Genomic DNA, 311 nt, shown 5'->3' on the forward strand with positions numbered 1-311 from the left:
GCCCAGTCTGGCATAAAAGTACCCCCTCTTTTTGAGGATTTCAAAGTTTATTATCCAGTGCCTCAACCGTTTTCATGGCAGCGGAATCAAATTTGCACTGCCGCAGATCCCGTTCGATCAGGGCAAACACATCGGGAAAGCACTCGATCTCGTCCTGATACTCATATTTCGCATACAGTTTCCCATACTCCGAGATCCAAACCTCTGCCGGGTAGTAGTAGCCGATATGTCCGATAGGCTGGCATTTTTCACCGGCAGCCTGTTCGATCTCTGCCAGTTCACAGCCGGACATATCCCGGAAATAGGCGTCC

Annotated in this window: 1 pseudogene; it reads right to left on the reverse strand. The window is 50.2% G+C overall.

Annotation, left to right across the window (positions count from 1 at the left end):
* Positions 1-40: 40 nt before the first annotated feature.
* Positions 41-311, reverse strand: a pseudogene (locus tag P0G09_RS17660) (hypothetical protein); the annotation flags it as partial.

It is taken from the genome of Faecalibacterium sp. DFI.5.82 (assembly GCF_029076575.1).
Classification (GTDB): Bacteria; Bacillota; Clostridia; order Oscillospirales; family Ruminococcaceae; genus Faecalibacterium; species Faecalibacterium duncaniae.